The sequence below is a fragment of the Shewanella sp. 0m-8 genome (genome assembly GCF_052977265.1).
Window position 1 is genome coordinate 1 of sequence record NZ_JBRIMB010000116.1, and the last position, 545, is coordinate 545.

The window sequence follows — 545 nt, forward strand, 5'->3', positions numbered from 1 at the left end:
CCAAAGAATAATGAAGCATTTTCACGTCAAAAAAATACGCAATATCCGCAAGTAAGAATGGTTTGTCAGATGGAATTAAGCAGTCACTTGATTACAGGAAGTGCTTTTGATGACTATAACGTCAATGAAATGATACTTGCGGAGCAATTGATAGAAACCACGCCTAATCATAGTGTCACCATGTTCGATAAAGGATTTTATTCGCTAGGTCTTCTGCATAAATGGCAGCAAAGTGGTACTGAAAGACACTGGCTTATTCCGCTAAAAAAGAACGTTCAATATGAAGTTATCCAATCACGAGGGCGTAATGATAAATTGGTGCTACTACATAGCAACCCAAGAGCGAGAAAGCTCTGGCCTGAGTTACCTGAAACGATTCAAGCACGCCTTGTTACACGTAAAATAAAAGGTAAAACCTATGAGGTTTTAACCTCAATGCTTGATGCCATGCGATTTCCAACAGCCGATATAACAGGGCTGTACGAGCATCGCTGGGAAATAGAGTTAGGTTATCGTGAGCAGAAACAATACATGTTAGGTAGCCG

1 protein-coding gene is annotated in these 545 nt (G+C 40.4%); it reads left to right on the forward strand.

Features of this window, described 5'->3' with window-relative positions; all coding sequences use genetic code 11:
• Positions 1-545 (forward strand): IS4 family transposase (locus ACVBIO_RS21610; RefSeq protein ID WP_447173432.1); only part of this gene is annotated, 545 nt, incomplete at both ends.